The sequence below is a fragment of the Pontibacter vulgaris genome (genome assembly GCF_022758145.1).
GTDB classification, from domain to species: domain Bacteria; phylum Bacteroidota; class Bacteroidia; order Cytophagales; family Hymenobacteraceae; genus Pontibacter; species Pontibacter vulgaris.
In genome coordinates this window covers 1-4172 of the sequence record NZ_JAJVDH010000011.1, presented here as the reverse complement: position 1 = coordinate 4172, position 4172 = coordinate 1, and the positions used below count along the sequence as shown (strand labels likewise).

3 protein-coding genes and 1 pseudogene are annotated in these 4172 nt (G+C 41.1%); 2 read left to right on the top strand and 2 right to left on the bottom strand.

Annotated elements, in window-relative coordinates; all coding sequences use genetic code 11:
* Positions 1 to 549 (top strand): annotated as a pseudogene (locus LWP20_RS17950) (ABC transporter permease); the annotation flags it as partial.
* A 298-nt stretch (positions 550 to 847) separates the two neighbouring features.
* Here LWP20_RS17950 and LWP20_RS17945 read toward each other — a convergent pair.
* Both LWP20_RS17945 and LWP20_RS17940 read right to left on the bottom strand, forming a co-directional pair.
* Positions 848 to 2212 (bottom strand): sensor histidine kinase, encoded by a 1365-nt coding sequence (locus tag LWP20_RS17945; RefSeq protein ID WP_242929560.1) that lies wholly within the window; start codon positions 2210 to 2212, stop codon positions 848 to 850.
* Entirely contained in the window at positions 2202 to 3560 is a 1359-nt protein-coding gene (locus LWP20_RS17940; RefSeq protein WP_242929559.1) for a sigma-54-dependent transcriptional regulator, read from the bottom strand. The genes LWP20_RS17945 and LWP20_RS17940 overlap by 11 nt, the downstream gene beginning before the upstream one ends.
* Before the next feature lie 257 nt (positions 3561 to 3817).
* On the opposite strand from LWP20_RS17940, the gene LWP20_RS17935 reads away from it, so the two are divergent.
* Positions 3818 to 4172: ABC transporter permease (locus LWP20_RS17935; RefSeq protein WP_242929558.1), on the top strand; the 355-nt coding region annotated here is incomplete at its 3' end.

Here is a 4172-nt window from a genome sequence, read left to right as displayed (position 1 = left end):
TACCGTAAAGGCCCATTCGCGCTGTATGCACTGAGCAGGTATATCGGCAGGGAGAAAGTAAACCTTGCGCTGCACCGTTTGCTGGAGAAACATAAATCAGGAACGCCACCGCTACCGACCTCTCTTGACCTATACCAAGAACTACGGGCAGTAACACCTGACTCGGCCCAGTCCTTGTTGCACGATCTCTTTGAGAAGAATACTTTCTGGAAACTTAAGACAGAGCAAGCCACCGCGAAGCAGACTAAAACAGGTGCCTGGCAAGTGACGCTCAACGTGCAGGCACGGAAGTTTATGGTAGACAGTATAGGAGTAGAGACTAAGTTGCCAATGAAAGATTGGGTAGAAGTAGGATTCTTCGCTCCTGCAAAAGAAGGTGAAAAATTAGGTAAACCGCTCTATCTGAAGAAGCATTTCATAAATTCCGCTAAGCAGACGATCACGGTAACGGTACCACGCAAACCAGCCCATGCTGGCATTGATCCAAACTACCTGCTAATTGACTGGGAGTTGCGGGATAATATCGATGAAGTGAAGATACAAAGATAATAAATCAGTTAAGCCTAGGCAGTAGGAGTATGCTCCAGCATTTATACTTACTGCCTACTTAGTTTATTTAAATGGAATAACTACTGTAATATGTCAGTATGTGCACCGCCGGCTAACTATAAAAAGTAAGTATGTGGACTATTCATACCAAAGTATAAAAGCTGCTTCTTTTAATTTGGAGGGGCTTTTACAGTATCAAAATTAAGGATTTAACTACTTTCTTAGCGGTATAAGTTGATTTTACTTCTGTTAAAAACTGTTTGAATAATAGTTAAGGATAATTTATTTATACTTTACTTTAGAAGTAACTCTTCCCAAAGCGCAACGAAAATACTGTACCTTCTCCTACTTCAGAATGTACTTGCATTGTACCGCCGTGGAGTAGAACTATCTGCTTACATAAGCTTAAACCAATTCCGCTGCCTTGTTTTTTAGTACTGAAGAATGGAATAAATATCTTTTCCTGTACTTCTTTAGACATGCCTGTACCATTGTCAATTACCTTGATAATGGTTTTTTTTTCAGTATCGGTATAAGCAGTAAGTGTGATCTCCGGATTTGGCTGGTCTTTTACAGCTTCGATGGCATTTACCAGCAGGTTAATGAGCACCTGATCTATCAAGTTAACATCGGCCTGCAATGAAATCTGTGGATCTTTCAGTATAATATTGAGCATTATATTCTTCTGTGCGAAGGTAGGCTGCATAAGCCGTTGCAGGTTGTCAAAAAGCCCCTGCACATATAGTGTATCCAGGTTTAGTTTAGTGATCTTACTAAGATTTCGGTATGTCTCTGAGAACCGTAAAAGCCCCTGGCTGCGACTTTTTATAGTTTCAATGCCTACTTTCAAATCTTCCACATCATCCGGTGATATACCACCTATACTTGTTTGCTGTAAACGGTTTTTAAGTGTATCGGCTAAGGATGAAATGGGCGCAACAGAATTCATGATCTCATGCGTCATAACATTCAGCAGTTTTTGCCACGCTTGTGATTCTGTTTCGTCCAAAGCTTCATTCACATTCTGGAAAGCTACCAGTTTATACTTACTGCCTTCATTTTCAAAACCTGTGGCTGATAACAATACTTTAAATGAGCTTTTCTCTAAGTATGAAGTATGGGCAGTTGCAATTTTAGTATGGCCTGGCTGCAACTTTAATACTTCACTATAAAGATCCTGATCACGTTTGGCAAGGAAATGTATGGTTTGCATGTGAGGGAGGTGTAGCAGTTTTTTCAGCGGCTCATTCATAAGAACTACCTCTCCGTTTTCTGTGTCATAAGATAAAATGCCGGTGTTAACCAGCGCCATTACCTGTTGCAGATTCTGAAACTGAGACTCCTTTTCTTTACTTAATGCCTTAAAAGTGGAGTTGATTTCGTTAAATCCTTTACGGAGTACTTCAAGCTCAACCGGAGCCTGCTTTTCATTAAAATAGCGGTTAAAATCCCTGTAATGTACTGACTCTACAAACTGGTTAAACTCTTCCTGAGCTTTCTTTAAAAATCGGGTGAGTTCGTAAACCTGATAAACCAGCAGGGGAAATAGAAAAACAAGCAGCTCGGATAAGCCATTCACAATAACTATGGCCGGCGCACTCAACGTGATCAGCAGCAAAATTACACGTAGCGTAAGCCGTCCTTCAAAAGTCTTAAATATCATACTTGCCTAGCCTTCGGTATAATGCGGTACGAGTTATGCCTAACTCTTTTGCCGCTTTGGTTAAGTTACCGTTGTTTTTTTCCAGTACCCGGTTTATGGTTGCTTTTTCCAACTCTTCCAGGTTAGATTCAAGTGGTATGTTTTCGGCAATAGGAGCAGCTTCAATTGGGGAGAACAGGATATCATGAGCTTCCAGCACATGGCCATCAGTCATAATTACAGCACGTTCTATGGCATATTGTAATTCCCGTACATTACCCGGGTAATGGTAACGCATCAGCTTTTCTATAGAAGATTTAGATAGTTCAGGAAATGATCTCATGTATTTGGCAGCATAAACGCTTAAGAAGTGATTTGCCAGAAGTATAATATCATTTCCCCTTTTGCGAAGTGGCGGCACCATTATCTCTACAGTGTTTATCCGGTAAATAAGGTCTTTTCTGAAACGCGATTCATTAGCTAGCTCTGCCAGCGGCACGTTAGTAGCACAAAGCAACCGTACATCAATATCTATAGGCTCATTAGAGCCCAGTCGCACCACCTGCCTGTTCTGTAAAACACTTAGCAGTTTTGCTTGCTGATGTAGCGATATATTTCCGATCTCATCCAGGAAAATCGTTCCACCGTGTGCAGCTTCAAAACGTCCGGCACGGTCTTCCCGGGCATCTGTAAAGGCACCTTTTTTATGCCCGAACAATTCACTTTCGAATAATGATTCGGTTAGTGCACCCACATCTACTTTTATAAAAGGTTTGTCGGCGCGTAAAGAACTCTGGTGAATAGCTTTTGCTATCAGTTCTTTACCAGTTCCATTTTCACCAAGTATAAGGATGTTGGCGTCGGTGGGAGCTACTTTTTTAATTTTGAGCAAAATATCCTGCATGGCTTCAGAGGCACCAAGCAACTCCGGACCTGTAACTGTTTTGCTTATACTTGTAACGGCAGCTTTGGATCCACTACTTTTTTTTGCAAGCGCATCGGTAATTATACTCAGCAGTTTTTCGTTGTGCCATGGTTTTACAACAAAATCAAAAGCACCTTCTTTAAGTGAACGAATAGCCAGATCAATATCCCCATATGCGGTTATCATAATCACCGCAGTCTCTGGTTTGATCTCTTTGATCTTCTTAAGCCAATATAATCCTTCGTTACCAGTGTTTAGCGCACTCTTGAAATTCATATCCAATAAGATCAAGTCAAAAGCCCGTTGCGCCAAAAGAGTGGTTATCTGTTCTGGGTTCTTTTCTGTAACAATTTCCTTAACCTGTGGCCTAAGTAATAACCGGACAGCGGTGAGTACATCGGTGTCGTCATCAACTACAAGTACAGAAGCTTTATTTAATTGCATAATCGTAAATCAATAGTTGTTAAATAAACTATAATTATGCCACTAATACAATATCCTGATGCTGAGCCAGTTTTGCAGATTGTGTAAAGTATAGGTGTGCAAAATCGCACACCTTGCGTGCGATTTTGCACGGTATAGTTGTATCGTATTTTAGTAAGTATTTGATTTATAATAATATATAGTTCTGGCATTAAGGATGTAAAGCTAAATAGGAACTTCAGTGTGAATCTGACATCTAACTTATAATTTGCAGAACTATGTACCGAAATTACTTTATCACTGCCTACCGAAATCTCTTCAGACATAAGGGCTTCACATTTATCAATATCCTGGGGTTAGCACTTGGTCTTACGGCCTGCCTGCTGATCGGCTTGTTTGTATATGATGAGCTTCAGTATGATAAGTTTTTGCCGGAAGGAGACAGGGTATATCGTGTGTACAACGACCTGTCGGCTAAAGAAGCGGGCTCGCTAATAGCCAGCGTTCCGCCTACGTATGGTACCACCTTACAGGAAAATTTCCCGGAAGTAGAAACAACGCTGCGCATCCTGATGCTGCAGATGGATGCCTACAACCTGGTAGAGCACGGTGAGAAAGCGATTTATGAACAAG